General features: G+C 70.7%; 11 protein-coding genes and 1 pseudogene. 8 read left to right on the top strand and 4 right to left on the bottom strand.

Annotation, left to right across the window (positions count from 1 at the left end):
- The first annotated feature begins 210 nt into the window (after positions 1–210).
- Positions 211–528: a hypothetical protein gene (locus HHX31_RS00005; protein WP_169943850.1), complete on the top strand. Its 318-nt coding sequence runs from the start codon at positions 211–213 to the stop codon at positions 526–528.
- A 21-nt stretch (positions 529–549) separates the two neighbouring features.
- Here HHX31_RS00005 and HHX31_RS00010 read toward each other — a convergent pair whose 3' ends face one another.
- Entirely contained in the window at positions 550–1,704 is a 1,155-nt protein-coding gene (locus HHX31_RS00010; protein ID WP_169943852.1) for an alpha-hydroxy-acid oxidizing protein, read from the bottom strand.
- Between the two features lie 267 nt (positions 1,705–1,971).
- Between HHX31_RS00010 and HHX31_RS00015 the strand changes: the two genes are divergently transcribed.
- Genes HHX31_RS00015 through HHX31_RS00035 form a run of 5 tightly spaced genes read left to right on the top strand, consistent with a single transcriptional unit; the run spans position 1,972 to position 10,045 of the window.
- On the top strand, positions 1,972–2,178 hold the full coding sequence (locus tag HHX31_RS00015; protein ID WP_169943854.1) for a hypothetical protein: 207 nt from the start codon (positions 1,972–1,974) through the stop codon (positions 2,176–2,178).
- 39 nt (positions 2,179–2,217) lie between these two features.
- Entirely contained in the window at positions 2,218–3,984 is a 1,767-nt protein-coding gene (locus HHX31_RS00020; protein WP_169943856.1) for a thiamine pyrophosphate-dependent enzyme, read from the top strand.
- A complete protein-coding gene (locus HHX31_RS00025) occupies positions 3,981–7,097 on the top strand; it encodes an FAD-binding and (Fe-S)-binding domain-containing protein (protein WP_169943857.1) in 3,117 nt (1,038 codons plus the stop codon). The genes HHX31_RS00020 and HHX31_RS00025 overlap by 4 nt, the downstream gene beginning before the upstream one ends.
- Positions 7,094–8,179 (top strand): enolase C-terminal domain-like protein, encoded by a 1,086-nt coding sequence (locus HHX31_RS33955; RefSeq protein ID WP_211589351.1) that lies wholly within the window; start codon positions 7,094–7,096, stop codon positions 8,177–8,179. Before HHX31_RS00025 ends, HHX31_RS33955 begins: the two co-directional genes overlap by 4 nt.
- A 45-nt stretch (positions 8,180–8,224) precedes the next feature.
- Positions 8,225–10,045 carry a glycoside hydrolase family 15 protein gene (locus tag HHX31_RS00035; protein WP_169943859.1) on the top strand — a complete coding sequence of 607 codons (1,821 nt, stop codon included), beginning with the start codon at positions 8,225–8,227 and terminating at the stop codon, positions 10,043–10,045.
- Positions 10,046–10,110: 65 nt separating this feature from the next.
- Here the strand turns inward: HHX31_RS00035 and HHX31_RS35465 are convergent.
- A pseudogene (locus HHX31_RS35465) lies at positions 10,111–10,569 on the bottom strand (DUF421 domain-containing protein); the annotation flags it as partial.
- A 210-nt stretch (positions 10,570–10,779) separates the two neighbouring features.
- Positions 10,780–11,409 carry a TetR/AcrR family transcriptional regulator gene (locus HHX31_RS00040; protein ID WP_169943861.1) on the bottom strand — a complete coding sequence of 210 codons (630 nt, stop codon included), beginning with the start codon at positions 11,407–11,409 and terminating at the stop codon, positions 10,780–10,782.
- Between the two features lie 217 nt (positions 11,410–11,626).
- Between HHX31_RS00040 and HHX31_RS00045 the strand changes: the two genes are divergently transcribed.
- Both HHX31_RS00045 and ppk2 read left to right on the top strand, forming a co-directional pair.
- Positions 11,627–13,072, top strand: a complete 1,446-nt coding sequence (locus tag HHX31_RS00045) for an aldehyde dehydrogenase family protein (RefSeq protein WP_169943863.1) — start codon at positions 11,627–11,629, stop codon at positions 13,070–13,072.
- Positions 13,073–13,237: 165 nt separating this feature from the next.
- Positions 13,238–14,182: a polyphosphate kinase 2 gene (gene ppk2, locus HHX31_RS00050; protein ID WP_169943865.1), complete on the top strand. Its 945-nt coding sequence runs from the start codon at positions 13,238–13,240 to the stop codon at positions 14,180–14,182.
- A 4-nt stretch (positions 14,183–14,186) separates the two neighbouring features.
- Here the strand turns inward: ppk2 and HHX31_RS00055 are convergent, their stop codons facing one another.
- Positions 14,187–15,245, bottom strand: a complete 1,059-nt coding sequence (locus HHX31_RS00055) for a serine protease (RefSeq protein ID WP_169943867.1) — start codon at positions 15,243–15,245, stop codon at positions 14,187–14,189.
- Positions 15,246–15,300: the final 55 nt, after the last annotated feature.

The following is a 15,300-nucleotide window of genomic DNA, read 5'->3' on the forward strand; positions in this document are numbered from 1 at the left end:
ACACGGTTCGGCAGCCCACCATCCCCGCCGCCTCTCCCAACAACCGCCTGGATCAACCCACCAACCCCACAAGCGCTCATAGCGTCCAAGTAGCAGGACACTGTCTCAGAAACCTTGACAGGTACCGCCCGGCCAAATCAGGGGGTGGATGGAGGCGACACAGAAGGAACGTTGCATACTGCAATTATCAGGTGAAAGGTCGTGGTCTCGATGACCGTCAGAGCGAAGGCCCTGATCACTCTCTTCCCGACAGGCGAGGGCGGCCTGCCACATGAGCTTCCTTCTCGTACGCAGTCGCTGGTGGTGGTCGCGCGCACGGTCGATCACGGCGGGCAGCTGAGCAGGCCGTTCTCGGCGGCCATCGCCGCCGACGACCAGGAGCCGCTGGTTCCAGGCGAGCGCCTGCACGTCGTCACCATCACCACGACAGACGAGGGTGCGCGCGCTTACATGTGCCCCGGGAAGCGCTTCCGGCTGTGGTGCGGGCACGACGTCGGCTACGGAATCGTCTCGCGCCGCTTCATCTGACGCGCTGGGCCGGACCATCGGTCACGGCACGCGGCGCAGCGCCTCGGGCGTGAGGTCCTTGACGGCGGGATAGCCGTCGACCGCCATGATGAGGTCCGCTTCGGCCAGGATGGAGCGGATGACGTGCACGACGCCGTCGACGCCGCCGATCGCGAGGCCGTACGCGTAGGGCCGGCCGATCCCCACCGCGGTGGCGCCCAGGGCCAGCGCCTTGACGACGTCGGCGCCGCTGCGCACACCGGAGTCGAACAGGACGGGTAGCCCGTCGGCGGCGTCGAGCACGCCGGGCAGGCACTCCAGGGCGGGCAGCCCTCCGTTGGCCTGCCGTCCGCCGTGGTTGGAGCAGTAGACGGCGTCGGCGCCGTGGTCCTTGGCCCGGCGGACGTCGTCGGGATGGCAGATGCCCTTGAGCATCAGCGGCAGCCTGGTCTGGGTCCGCAACCAGTCCAGGTCGTCCCACCAGAACGGTCCGCCGAAGATCGGCAACGTGCGCACCACCGCCTCGACGGCGTCCTCGCCGGGCCGCAGCCCCTTCCGGAACACCGGGTCGCTGGTGTAGTTGCTCAGGCATCCGCCGGGCACCTGCGGGTAGTTCGAGCCGCGCAGGTCCCGGGGCCGCCAGCCGGTGACCCAGGTGTCGAGGGTGACGGCGATGCCTTTGAAATCCGCGGCCTCGGCGCGGTGCACCAGGCTCGCCGCCAGATCACGATCCGGCGGCGTGTAGAGCTGGAAGAAGCCGGGCGTGCCGTCCAGCACCGCCGCCACGTCCTCCATCGGATCCGCGGACAGGGTCGCCGCGAAGAACGGGACGCCCGTACGGACGGAGGCCCGCGCGCACGCGAGGTCGCCGTGCCCGTCCTGGGCGCACACCCCGATCACCCCGATGGGCGCCATGAAGACCGGCGAGGGCAGCGTCGTCCCGAGCAGCTCGATCGACATGTCGCGCTCGGCGGGAGCGACCAGCATCCGCGGATACAGGCCCCATCTCGCGAACGCCGCACAGTTGGCCCGCTGGGTGCGCTCGTCACCCGCGCCCCCGGCCACGTACTCCCAGACCTTCGGCCGCATCGCGGCCGACGCCCTTTCTTCCAGCTCCGCGAACGTCATGGGATACGGCGGCTGCCGACCGGCCCGCCCCTCGGCGTACAACTCGTCCTGGTACTCCGCGAAGCTCATACGTGCGCGTTACCCCCGGGTGGGTGCGTCACCCGGGCCGGGCGGCCAAGCCTGGGGAAACAGCCTCGACGGGAGCGAGCGCGGAAACATTGCATAGAGCAAATTGCCTGATAAAGAAGGGTTCCGGCCCGAGCCGCCGTTTGCGCCGCAGGGCACTGGGAAAGGCGACCGGGTAGCCGCTGGAAGCCGTGACAAGTCGCCGCAGATCGTCCATGCGGGCCTGTCTCCCCTCTCGCCTGTGAGGACTCGGCGGAGCGGAGCTGGATCATGACGAATGCGAAGATCCGAATCATGGACGTGCGAGAGACCCTCGCGCCCGTGGCAGGCAGCGTGGCCGGCGCCGTCGTCGACCCCAAGGCCGCTCTGAAACGCCTGAAGTCGGCGGTCGTGTCGCCGAAGCCGCTGTTCATCGCCGCCGCGCTCGCCGCGGCCTATGCCCTGGGGCGGTGGCACGGACTGCGCGCGTGCCGTTGACCGCGGCCTTCCACCTTCTCTATCCGAACGGAGAGCCACATGACTGAGATCGTCGGTGAGAGCCTGGCCAAGCGGCTGGTGGAGTGGGGAGTCGACACGATCTTCGGGCTCCCGGGTGACGGGATCAACGGCCTGATGGAGGGCTTCAGGCGGCAACGGGAGAAGCTCCGCTTCGTGCTGGTGCATCACGAGGAGGCCGCCGCGTTCATGGCGACGGGGTACGCCAAGGCGACCGGGCGGCTCGGCGTGTGCGCCGCCACTTCTGGCCCCGGCGCGATCCACCTGCTCAATGGGCTGTACGACGCCAAGCTCGACCATGTGCCCGTGCTTGCCCTGACCGGCATGCAGGAGACCTCGGTGCTGGGAACCCACTACCAGCAGGAGGTCCACCTCGACCGCCTCTACCAGGACCTCGCCGCTTACAACCTGATGGTCACCAACCCCCAGCAGATGCCCGGCGTCGTCGACCTCGCCATCCGCAACGCCATGAGCAGACGGACGGTCTCCCATCTGACCTTCCCCAACGACATCCAGGTCGCCGCCGCGAGCGAGGACCCCTACCGGCACGTCGGCCCGGGCAACCCGCCGTCGAGCATGCCCGGCTGTTCCCGGCTGCCGCTGCGTCCCCGGGAGGACGACCTGGCCCGGGCCGCCGAGGTGCTGCGGCAAGGCCGCAAGATCGCAATCCTTGTCGGGGTGGGCGCGCGCGACGCGCGGGAGGAGGTCATCGCGGTCGCCGAGAAGCTGGCCGCCCCCATCGTCAAGACCCTGCCGGGCAAGTTCGTGGTGCCCGACGACCACCCGTTGACCACGGGCGGCCTGGGGCTGCTCGGCACCGCCCCCAGCGAGGAACTCATGGAGGAGTGCGACACGCTGTTCATGATCGGCACGTCCTTCCCGTACGGGAAGTACCTGCCAGAGCCGGGCAGGGCCCGGGTGGTGCAGATCGACGTCGATCCCACCCTCCTGGGGGTGCGCCGCCCGACCGAGGCCCCGGTGGCCGCCGACGCGAAACTCGCCCTCCAAGCGCTGCTGCCCGTGCTCGACCCGGCCAAGGACCGGTCGTTCCTGGAGAAGTACCAGCGCAAGATGGACCGGTGGCGTTCTGACATGAAGGCGCTGCAGGATCCGTCCCGGGATCCGGTCGCCCCGCAGTACCTCATGGGCTGCGTCGACGAGGCCGCCGCCGACGACGCGATCTTGACCTGCGACTCGGGGACCATCGCCACCTGGGCCGCCCGCCACTGGACGATCCGCGGCGGGCGGGAGTTCTACCTGTCGGGCAACCTCGCCACGATGGCCCCCGGCCTGCCGTACGCCATCGGCATGCAACTCGCCTATCCCGGCCGGCAGGTCGTCGCCTTCGTCGGTGACGGCGGGTTCGCCATGCTCATGGCCGACTTCCTCACCGCCGTACGGCACGACCTGCCCATCAAGGTCGTGATCAACAACAACAACTCCTACGGCCAGATCCTGTGGGAGCAGATCATCCTCGGCTACCCGGAATACGCGGTGCGGCACCGGCCGCCGGAGGCCGACTTCTCCGCCTGGGCCAGGGCGTGCGGCGCCTACGGCGCGAAGATCAAGGACCCGAAGGACCTGCCCGGCGCGATCCGCGAGGCCCTCGCCCACGACGGCCCGGCCCTCGTCGACTGCGACGTCGACCCGAACGAGCCGCCCATGCCCGGCAGGGTCAAGTACGAGCAGGCCAAGCACTTCACCGAGGCGTTCCTGCGTGGGCAGCCGCACAAGGTCAGCACCCTCGCCGCCGTCGCCCGCGACAAGATCAATGAGTTGCTGTCATGACGGAGACGATTCGGCTCCTGCCCGATCCGGTGCTCGCAGCGCCCGCGCCCGGCGGCCGGACCGATCTGGCGGCGCTCGAACGGGACCTCAGGGAGACCGTGGACGGAGAGGTCCGCTTCGACGCGACGATGCGCGGCGCCTACTCGACCGACGCATCCAACTACCGGCAGGTGCCGCTGGGCGTGGTCATCCCCCATACCGTCGAGGCGGCGGTTGCGGCGGTGAAGGTCTGCCGGCGCCACCGGGCGCCGCTGCTGTCCCGGGGAGGGGGCACCAGCCTGGGCGGCGAATGCACGAACACCGCCGTCGTCATCGACTGGTCCAAGCACTGCCACCGTCTCCTGGAGGTCGACACGGAGAACCGGACCTGCCTGGTGGAGCCGGGCATCGTGCTCGACCAGCTCAACAAGCGGTTGCGCGACGTGGGCCTCGAGTACGGCCCCAGGCCGTCCACGCACGACCGTTGCACCCTCGGGGGAATGATCGGCAACAACTCCTGCGGCGCGACCGCCCAGCGGGCCGGCAAGGTCGTGGACAACATCGTCGAGATGGAGGTGCTCCTCTACGACGGCACCCGGATGTGGGTGGGCGAGACCAGCGACGAGGAGATCCAGCGGCAGAGCGGGCGAAAAGCCGAGATCTACGCCCAACTGCGGGCGCTGCGCGACGAATACATGGAAGAGATCCGCACCCGCTACCCCCGCATCCCGCGGCGGGTCTCGGGCTACAACCTCGACAGCCTGCTGCCGGAAAAGCGCTTCAACGTCGCCCAAGCACTGGTCGGCTCGGAGGGGACACTCGTCGTCGTGCTGCGGGCCCGGCTCAAGCTGATCCCGGTGGTCAAGGCGCAGACCATGGTCTACGTGGCGTTCCCCGACATCGCCGCCGCCGGGGACGCGGTGCCGGCGATCCTGCCCCACCAGCCGATCGCGCTGGAGGGCATCGACCACAAGCTCATCCACTTCCAGCAGGAGAAGAACCTCAACCCCGAGGCGCTGAAGCGGCTGCCGGGGGGCGGCGCGTACCTGCAGATCCAGATGGGCGGCGAGGACGAGGCCGACGCCGACCGCAGGGCCGGGGAGGTGCTGCGATCGCTCGGCAAGAAGCTGGACGACTCCGCGGTCGCCGTTTTCGACGACCCGGAACTGGAGGAGCAGATGTGGCAGATCCGGGAGTCGGGCCTCGGCGCCACGGCGCGCGTGCCTGGCCTGCCCGACACCTGGCCCGGCTGGGAGGACTCCGCCGTCTCCCCAGACCGGCTCGGCGACTACCTGCGCGACCTCGAAGCCCTGTTGCGGAAGTACGGCTACCAGCAGGCCTCGCTGTACGGGCACTTCGGGCAGGGCTGCGTGCACACCCGCATCCCGTTCGACCTGAAGACCGCCGAGGGCGTGGCGAACTTCCGCTCCTTCATGGAGGAGGCCGCCGACCTGGTGGTCGGCTACGGCGGGTCGCTCTCCGGCGAGCACGGCGACGGACAGGCCCGCGGCGAGTTGCTGCCCAGGATGTTCGGCGAACGCCTGGTCGAGGCGTTCGGCCGGTTCAAGGCGATCTTCGATCCCGATGACCGGATGAACCCCGGCAAGGTGGTCGCGCCGTACCCGCTCGACGACCTGCTGCGGCTGGGCGCCGACTACAACCACGGCGATGTGGTCACCAACTTCAAGTTCCCGCACGACCAGGGCAGCTTCGGCCGGGCCGTGCTGCGCTGCGTGGGGGTGGGCAGGTGCCGCCGCCCCGAGGGCGGAGTCATGTGCCCGTCCTACATGGTCACCCGTGCCGAGGAGCACTCCACCCGGGGCCGCGCCCGGCTGCTGTTCGAGATGCTGGACGGCACGGCGCGCGGCGGCGCGGTCGCGGACGGCTGGAAGTCGGAGGCCGTCCATGAGGCGCTCGACCTGTGCCTGGCCTGCAAGGGCTGCAAGTCCGACTGCCCGGTCGACGTCGACATGGCGACGTACAAGGCGGAGTTCCTGTCCCACCACTTCGAAGGGCGGCTGCGCCCGCGCGCCCACTACGCGATGGGCTGGCTGCCCGTCTGGGCCAAGCTCGCGTCGTACGCGCCGCGCACGGCCAACGCGCTGTCGCACGCGCCGGTGCTGGACCGGGTCGCCAAGGCCGCCGCGGGCGTGGACCGGCGGAGGGAACTGCCGCTGTTCGCGCCGCGGACCTTCCAGGAGTGGTTCGCCGGTCACGAGCCGGCCGGCGACGGCCTCCGAGGCGAGGTCGTCCTGTGGCCCGACACCTTCGACAACCACTTCCACCCCGGCATCGCACGGGCCGCGGTCGAGGTGATGGAGTCGGCAGGATGGCGGGTCCGGGTGCCTGAGCGGTCAGTGTGCTGCGGCCTCACCTGGATCTCCACCGGCCAGCTCTCCGCCGCGAAGAAGGCCCTGCGGCGTACGGTCGACGTGCTGCGCCCGCACATCCGGGCGGGCACGCTCGTGGTCGGCCTGGAGCCGAGTTGCACCGCGGTGTTCCGCGGCGACGCGCTGGAGCTGTTTCCCGACGACGAGGACGTCCGGCGGCTGGCGCACCTCACGGTGACGCTGGCGGAGCTGCTGCGCGACCACACGCCGGGGTGGACGCCGCCGCGGGTGCCGCGAGAGGCGCTGGTCCAGGTGCACTGTCACCACCACGCCGTGATGAAGCACGAGGCCGACGCCGCCCTGCTCGACGCCGCCGGAGTGAAGGCGAACGTGCTCGACTCCGGGTGCTGCGGCCTGGCCGGCGACTTCGGATTCACGGAGGGCCACTACGAGGTGTCGCAGGCCTGCGCCGAGCGGGTGCTGATGCCCGCCGTACGGCAGGCCGGCACCGGCACGGTGCTGCTCGCCGACGGATTCAGCTGCCGCACCCAGATCGAGCAGAGCGACCCGGGCGGCCGCCGGGCGATGCACCTGGCCGAACTGCTGCGCGCCGGGTTGCACGGCGACCTCGGCGACAGCTCCCACCCGGAGGAGACCTACGCCCCGCGGCCGTCGCCGCCGTCGACGGCCGCCCGGGTGGCCGCCGCCGTGACGGCCGGCGCGGGCGCGGTGGGCGTGGCGGGCGCGGTGGTGGGTGCGGCGCTTGTCATGGGCCGGCGGCTGCTGCGGAGGCGACCGGCGTGAAGATCGACCTCAGCGCTCGGGCGTACACGGTTCCGACCGACTTCCCCGAGGCCGACGGCACCCTCGCGTGGACGAGCACCACGATCGTGATCGTCCGCGCAGGCGCCGACGGCGTGGACGGGCTCGGCTGGACGTACGGCCCGGCCGCCACCGCCTCGGTGGTGATGGAGATGCTGGCCCCCGTCGTCGCCGATCTCGACCCCGGCGACGTGCCCGCCGCGTGGTCGGCGATGGCGCGCGGGATCCGCAACGCGGGACGGCCGGGGATCGCGGGCCTGGCTCTGTCGGCGGCGGACAACGCTCTGTGGGACCTGAAGGCACGCCGGTGCGAGCTCCCGCTGGCGCGCCTTCTCGGCGCGGCCAGGGGCGCCGTTCCGGTGTACGGCAGCGGCGGCTTCACCAGCTATGACGCCGAACGGCAGCACCGGCAGCTCGCCCACTGGGCACACGAGCTGGGCATCCCCCGGGTCAAGATCAAGATCGGCGAGTCGTGGGGCCGGCGCGAAGACCGGGATCTGGAGCGGATGACCGCCGCCCGGCGCACCATCGGCGACGGGACGGAGCTTTTCGTGGACGCCAACGGCGCCTACCAGCGCAAGCAGGCCGTACGGCTGGCGCGCCGGGCGGCCGACCTCGACGTGCGCTGGTTCGAGGAGCCGGTCTCCTCCGACGACCTGCGTGGCCTGGGACTCGTCCGCGACCTGGTGCCGGCCGATGTCGCCGCCGGCGAGTACGGCTACGACCTGGTCTACTTCGAGCGCATGGCGCCCTACGTGGACTGCCTGCAGGTCGACGTGACCCGGTGCGGCGGGATCAGTGAGTTCCTGCGGGCGGCGGCGGTCGCCGCCGCCCACGGGCTGCAGGTCAGCGGGCACTGCGCCCCGCACCAGCACCTGGCGGTCGCGGCCGCGGTGCCCAACCTGCGGCACCTGGAGTGGTTCCACGACCACGCGCGGATCGAGAGCATGCTGTTCGAGGGGACCGCCTCGCCCGAGGGCGGCGAGGTGCCGATCGACCGCGCCACGCCAGGGAACGGCCTGACGCTCAAGGAGGAGGACGCCGCCCGCTGGCGTACCGCCTGAGCCGTCTCGTCCCGTGGTCCCCGCGTGGGCCGGGAGGGAGGACGGATGCGGATCGAGGACTACGCGCTCATCGGCGACATGCACAGCGCCGCCCTCGTGGGCCGCGACGGCTCGGTCGACTGGTTGTGCCTGCCCCGCTTCGACTCCGGTGCGTGCTTCGCCGCGCTGCTGGGCGGGCACCAGGCCGGGCGGTGGCTGCTCGCTCCCGCCGGAGGCGGCACGTGCACAGAGCGTCGTTACAGGGACGGCACGCTCGTGCTGGAGACCACCTGGGACAGGCCCGGTGGGTGCGTACGAGTCGTCGACTTCATGCCGCCGCGAGGTGAGGCGCCCGACGTGATCCGGATAGTGGAGGGCGTACGCGGCCGGGTGGAGATGCGCATGGAGTTGCTTCTGCGCTTCGAGTACGGCCACGCCATCCCCTGGATGCGCCGGCAGAAGGGCGAACTGGCCGTCATCGCCGGCCCCGACGCCGCCTGGCTCCAGTCTCCCGTCGAGCTGTGTCATGACTCTCGTCTGCGCGCCGCTACCGCGTCGTTCACCGTCGCCGAGGGGGACGTGGCGCCGTTCGTGCTCACCTGGCAGGAGTCCTGGCGGGGCCGGCCGCGGCGGCTCGACGCGACACGGGAGATCGAGATCACAGAACGGCTGTGGCGGCAGTGGCTCGGCCGGGGCAGGTACGAGGGAGAGTACGCCGAGGCCGTCAGAGGGAGCCTCCTGACCCTCAAGGCCCTCACCTACGCGCCCACCGGCGGCATCGTCGCCGCGGTCACCACCTCTCTGCCGGAACGGCTGGGCGGCCCCCGCAACTGGGACTATCGCTACAGCTGGCTGCGGGACGCGTCCTTCACCCTGCAGGCCCTGCTGGGGGCCGGCTACGGGGCGGAGGCGACGGCCTGGCGCGACTGGCTGCTGCGGGCCGTGGCCGGGGACCCGGCCGATCTGCAACTCATGTACGCGGTCGACGGCGCCCGCCGCATACCCGAGTGGACGGTCGACTGGCTGAGCGGATACGAGGGCTCCCGACCGGTGCGGGTGGGCAACGCGGCCTCCCGGCAGTTCCAGTTGGACGTGTACGGCGAGGTGATCGACTGCCTGTATCTGGCCAGGCAGGCCGGGCTCCCCCCGGACGACGAGATGTGGGACGTGCAGCGCGCGCTCATGGAGTACCTGGAGGGCGCATGGCGGGAACCCGACAACGGGCTGTGGGAGGTGCGCGGGCCGCGCCGCCAGTTCACCCACTCCAAGATCTTGGCGTGGCTCGCGGCGGACCGGATGACGCTGTCCGTGGAAAGGCAGGGCCTTGACGGTCCGGTCGGTCGCTGGCGTGCCCTGCGCGAGGAGATCCACCGCGAAGTCTGCGCGCGTGGGTACGACCCCGGCCGCAACACCTTCACCCAGTTCTACGGTTCGAAGGGGCTGGACGCGGCCCTGCTGCTCATCCCGAGGCTCGGCTTCCTCCCACCGGACGACCCCCGCGTCACGGGGACCGTCGACGCGGTGCGCGGCGAACTCATGGAGGACGGCTTCGTCCTGCGTTATCGGCCCGAAGCCGACAGGGTCGACCGGATGCCGGGAGGAGAGGGCGTCTTCATCGCCTGCTCCTTCTGGCTCGCGCACGCGTTCGCCCTGCTGGGCCGTCGAAAGGAGGCACGGGAACTGTTCGAACGGCTGCTGACCCTGCGCAACGACGTCGGACTGCTCGCGGAGGAGTACGACCTCGGCCGCCGGCGCCAGATCGGCAACTATCCCCAGGCGTACAGCCACGTCGCGATCGTCAACACCGCATTCGCCATAACCGATGACCAGGACTCCCGTGAGATCGGAACGCCGGGCCGGACCCGCACGCCGCACCCGGGCGACTGACGGATCTGCCGGCCTGCCCGCTTCAGCACCTCTTCGGTGACATCCCCTACGTCGTGCCGGCGGCTGATCACACTGATCGCACCCTTGCTTTCGAAGATCACGTAACGGATCGAGGCGAGGGAGGTGACGCCGTGCTGGCGCAAGGTGGCGTAGAGGTCTTCTTCGGTGAGCCCGCAGCGCCTCAGCTCTCCATGGTGGATTTTCCCCTCGGTCACGAGGACGCGGGGCGCGTGGTCGGTCAGGAAAAGCATCCCGGGACGCAGCCGTAGCTGCGTGATGGCGCCGTGGGCGATGATCACGATGAGGAGCGCGACGGCTCCGGTGAGGTAGGACGTGTCGGCCGCCGTCGCCGTGCGGCCCACGATCGCACCCACCGCCACCGCGGCCACGAAGTCGAACAGCGAGAGCTCGGCGACCACCCGGCGCTTGGTGAGCCGCAACCCGGCGACAGCCGTGACGTAGAGGAGCAGCGCCTTGACGGCCACCCACCCAAGGCTCTCGATCTGTCCGAATAGCAGGGACATTTCTCCCCCAGGACTTCTTCGTCCACCGCACCGCAGGACACCGCACCGCAGGACACACGCCGCCGGGGCGCAGCACCGCAGGGCACCCGCACGAGGACGCAGCACCGCGGGACACCGCCCTCGACCAGGTCTTCCCGGCCCGGCTTCAGGTATTGCGGTATTCCCGCCGCTACGGCAATGCGCGTGGGGCCGTACGACCGGGGGCCCGCTTCAGGCCGGGGGGCGGGTGAGGAAGGCGCGGATGGTGGCGCTCGTGACGATCTCGTACGTCTTGCCGTCGGACAGGTGCCCGGCACGTTCCAGACCGAGCGCGCCCTGGGCCGCGGCCCACAGCGCATCGGCGATCTTCCGGGGCTGGGTGGGCACGAGGTGACCGGCGGAGATGCAGTCGGCGATCACCCGGTCCACGATGTTGAGCGCGGCCCTCGCGAGCGTTCTGGCGCGCTCGCTCGGCACGAAGCCGGGGATGGCCCGCTCGAACATCAGGCTGTAGTAACCGGGCTCGGCCAGCGCCGCCTCCCGGTACGCGGGGCCGAGCAGGCTCAGGTGCTCAAGCGGGTCGTCGCGCTTCGGCACCGCCTCCAGCCTCCGCCGGAACCGTTCGAAGCCCTCCAGGTAGAGCGCTTCGGCCAGCCCTTCCTTGCTGCCGAACATCGTGTAGATGACCTGGGTCGAGCAGCCGGCCTCGGCGGCGATCCTGCGAACGGTCAGGCTTTCCGGCCCGGCTTTGCCGAGCAGCCCGTTGGCGACGTCGAGGAGACGGGTACGCAACTCGTCGTAGTTGCTGCGGTGGCCGCGTGCGTAGGCACCCTGAAGACCGAGCGGCGCCGGCGTACCCATCAGCGACGAGCCCTTCTCATATTGGGGGTCCCGCGACAGACCCGGATGATGACTTAACCATGCTGCTCGGCCTTCAAACCGGAGTGAAACAGAAAACATCATGAAATTGCCGCGCATCTGTGACATCTGAGAAGTTGTCCATGATGGCGCGAAGGAGGGCGGTGATTGTCCCGCCCGGCGTAGGGACCACCTCCCGTCAGGGGCATAGCGTGAAGACATGGACGTAGGCCGCACTTCCGATCCCCGCCCCTTCTGGCTCGCCGGGCGCCCCGCCACCGGGGACGCCGAGCAGGCAGTCACCAGTCCCTACGACGGCAGGGTCGTCGGCGTCCACTCGGTGCCGACCGCCGAGCAGGTCGAGCAGGCGGTGGCCGCCGCAGACGCCGTGCGAAAGCAGGCCGCCGCGCTGCCCATCCACGTACGCGCCGAGGCGCTGGCCCACGTGTCCCGGCGGCTGACCGAGCGCGCCGAGGAGATCGCGCGGCTCATCAGCGCGGAGAACGGCAAGCCGATCTTCTGGGCGCGCGGCGAGGTGGGCCGCGCGATCTCGACCTTCCGCTTCGCGGCCGAGGAGGCCCGCCGGTTCAGCGGCGAGGTGCAGCGGCTCGACACCGAGCCCGCGGCGCAGGGACGGCTCGCCTACGTCTCCCGCGTGCCGCACGGCCCGGTGCTGGCGATCACGCCGTTCAACTTCCCGCTCAACCTGGTGGCGCACAAGGTCGCCCCCGCCATCGCCGTCGGCGCGCCGATCGTGGTCAAGCCCGCGCCCGCGACGCCGCTCTCCGCGCTCGTGCTCGGCGAGATCCTGGCCGAGACCGATCTGCCCGAGGGCATGTTCTCCGTGCTGCCGGTGCCCAACGACCGGGCGGCCGGGCTGGTGGAGGACCCGCGGCTGCCGGTCATCTCCTTCACCGGCTCAGGCCCGGTCGGCTACTCGATCCTGGAGAGCGTGCCGCGCAAGCACGTCACGCTCGAACTCGGCGGCAACGCCGCGGCGGTCGTGCTGGCCGACGCCGACCTCGACTGGGCGGCGAGCCGGGTGGCGCTCTTCTCCAACTACCAGGCGGGCCAGAGCTGCATCGCGGTGCAGCGGGTGCTGGTGGAGGACGCGGTCGCCGACGCGTTCACCGACAAGCTCGTCGCCGCCGTCGGCGCGCTCGTGACCGGCGACCCCGCCGACGACAAGACGCAGGTCGGCCCCCTGGTCAGCGAGGACGCCGCGATCCGCGTCGCGAGCTGGGTGGACGAGGCCGTCGCCGCCGGGGCGCGCCTGCTGGCCGGCGGCGTCAGGGAGGGCGCGACCGTCGCCCCCACGGTCCTGGCCGACGTGCCCGCCGGCGCCAAGGTGGCCTGCGAGGAGGTCTTCGGGCCCGTCATGATCGTGCAGCGGGTCGCCTCGGTCGACGAGGCGTTCGCCGCGGTCAACGACTCCAGGTACGGCCTGCAGGCCGGGGTCTTCACCCGCAGCCTGGACGTCGCCTTCCGGGCCAACCGCGAGCTGGAGGTCGGCGGCGTCATCATCGGCGACGTGCCGTCCTACCGGGCCGACCAGATGCCGTACGGCGGGGTCAAGGAGTCGGGCGTGGGCCGTGAGGGGCTGCGCTCGGCGATGGAGGACTTCACCTTCGAGAAGGTCATGGTGCTCACCGGCCTCACGCTCTGAGAGGCGAACGCGGCGAGACCGGGCTCGGGGACCACGCCCCCGAGCCCGGTCTCTTTTCTCCGGGGAGCCAGTCCACCACGAGCGAGCTCCGGGACCGGATCCCCGCCAGGGAATAGCACCGCCCGAGGGGGATTGGAATCGTCCGACAGGTGTAGTAGAGGGCCCATGGAGACGCCGGAAGCTTCACAGAGCGCGCGGGAGCACCCGGACGGCATCGAACTGCTGCGCCGTACGCCGGGTCTGAAGGTGCTGGACGACGATGACGACGATCCCGTCCTCGTACGGGCCGACGGCGGCCCGGTGGACACCTGGCGCGAGCACTACCCGTACGACCACCGCATGTCCCGGCAGGATTACGACCGGCAGAAGCGGCTGCTGCAGATCGAACTGCTGAAGCTGCAGTATTGGCTGAAGGACACCGGCGGACGCCTGGTCGTCCTGTTCGAGGGACGGGACGCGGCCGGCAAGGGCGGCACCATCAAGCGCTTCATGGAGCACCTCAACCCCAGGGGAGCGACCGTGGTCGCGCTGGAGAAGCCCAGCGAGCGTGAGCGCGGCCAGTGGTACTTCCAGCGGTACATCCAGCACCTCCCGGCGGCGGGGGAGATCGTGCTGTTCGACCGGTCCTGGTACAACCGGGCCGGGGTCGAGCGGGTCATGGGCTTCTGCACTCCTGAGGAATACATGGAGTTCATGTTCCAGGCTCCGCTGTTCGAGCGGATGCTCGTGCGCGACGGCATCCGCCTGGTCAAGCTGTGGTTCTCGGTGTCGCGGGCCGAACAGCGCACCCGGTTCGTCATCCGCCAGGTGGACCCCGTGCGGCAGTGGAAGCTGTCGCCGATGGACATCGCCTCGCTGGACGTCTGGGACGAGTACACCCGGGCGAAGGAGGACATGTTCCTCAACACCGACACCGAGGACGCCCCCTGGACGATCATCAAGAGCAACGACAAGAAGCGCGGCAGGCTTGAGGCGATGCGCTACGTCCTGTCCCTGTTCGACTACGAGAACAAGGACCACTCGGTGGTGGGCGAGCCCGACCCGCTGATCGTGCGGTCCGCCGCCGACATAGTGGACGAGGACAACGCGGAGCCGCTGTCGCCGTTCTGACCGTTCACGCCCGCTCGGCGGTGCGGTACAGGTCGCGTACGGCGGCGCCGAAGTAGGGGCCGTACATCGTGCGGTGGTCGTTGCTGTACTTGAAGCTGCTGACGGACGTCAGCCTGCCCCGGCCGGAGGCGGGGTCGAAGCCGCTGAGCCAGGGCCCGCCGCTCGCCCCCGCGGTGAGGTCGCATCGCAGGCCCTGGTCGCGCGTCTGCCGCTGCGGGTCGCCGTGCGGGACGCCCGCGCAGTAGAGCAGTCGCTCGCCGTCGTACGGAGGATCGGCGGGAAAGCCGAAGCCGTAGGTCCGGCGGCCCCGGGGCGGGTAGAAGCCGATGGGCTGCCCGCCCACGGCGTCGGTCAGGTGCTGCCCGTCCAGATCGTCCACGGCGACCATGCCCACGTCGTAGTCGTCGTCGCCGGAGCGCGACCAGGGCCCGGCGACGAACATGCGCCGCGCGGGGTAGGAGCCGTACGGCTGCCGCCCCTCGGCGTATCCGGGAACGAAGGTCCAGTTCTCCGCCCAGGCTCCGGCGCCGTCCTTGACGCAGTGCCCGGCGGTGACGACGAGGTCCCTGTTCGCGCTGCGTACGGCGCTGGCCGAGCAGGAGAAGTCGACGCCGTTCAGCGTCAGGAACACCCTGCCCGTGGTCCTCGTCACCGAGCCCCCCGCCGCCCAGTGTGTGCCGCTGGTGGTGGCCGGGGGCATCGCCGCCGCCTGCCGTGCCCTGCCTGTCCTGCCTGCGCTACCTGAGTTGCTCGTGCCGTTCACGCCGCTTGTGCCGTTCGTCCTGGACGTTTCGGCCGGCTGCGCCGTGTAGCCGGACACGAGCGCCGACTTGGCCCCCGGGGGGAGGGCGGCCCCGACGACGTCCGGCAGGACCGGCGGGGCGCCGCCCAGCAGCCGGACCGGGACCGCGCCCGCCATCCGCTGCGGTGTCCAGTAGATCCCGGTCGCGTGCCCGGCGACGTGCTCGACGACGTCTCCGAGGGGCGCGACCTCCGGGCCGGGGGCTCCCAGGAGCCCGGCGACGAGGGCGGTGACGGCAAGCAAGGGGAGGCTCGGAGTCATGGCTCCCGAGTGTGGACCACGAGTCGTGTTCCCGCTGCTACTTTGCGTGAAATCG

The organism is Microbispora sp. H11081 (assembly GCF_012999535.1).
Classification (GTDB): Bacteria; Actinomycetota; Actinomycetes; order Streptosporangiales; family Streptosporangiaceae; genus Microbispora.